At 23.0% G+C, this 330-nt stretch carries 1 pseudogene; it reads left to right on the top strand.

The features are described 5' to 3' along the window. Window positions 1–156, top strand: a pseudogene (locus U881_RS10915) (site-specific integrase); the annotation flags it as partial. Window positions 157–330: the final 174 nt, after the last annotated feature.

Consider the following 330-nt stretch of genomic DNA (forward strand, 5'->3'; position numbering starts at 1 on the left):
ATATTTATTGCTTCTCTTAAATCCAAAGGATACAACTCATTCGAGATCAAAGAATTAATGAAATACGCCTCTACTTCTGAGATTGACAATGTTTATGGCTTATCTTCGGCTAGTAAAATACAAGCTTATAAGGATATTAAAAACAGTTTGAAATAATATCTATTTTTTTGCTAAATTAAGTTATATTAAGTATAATATTATTCAATTTGAATTTTTTTGTTGTTTTTTGTTATATTGTTTTGACTTATGACTTAAGTACATTTTTAAGTCATTTTTTATTGTATTAACAATTCAATACTCTAGTTTTTGTCAACTATTTTTGCTATAATA

It is taken from the genome of Borrelia persica No12, assembly GCF_000500045.1.
Classification (GTDB): Bacteria; Spirochaetota; Spirochaetia; order Borreliales; family Borreliaceae; genus Borrelia; species Borrelia persica.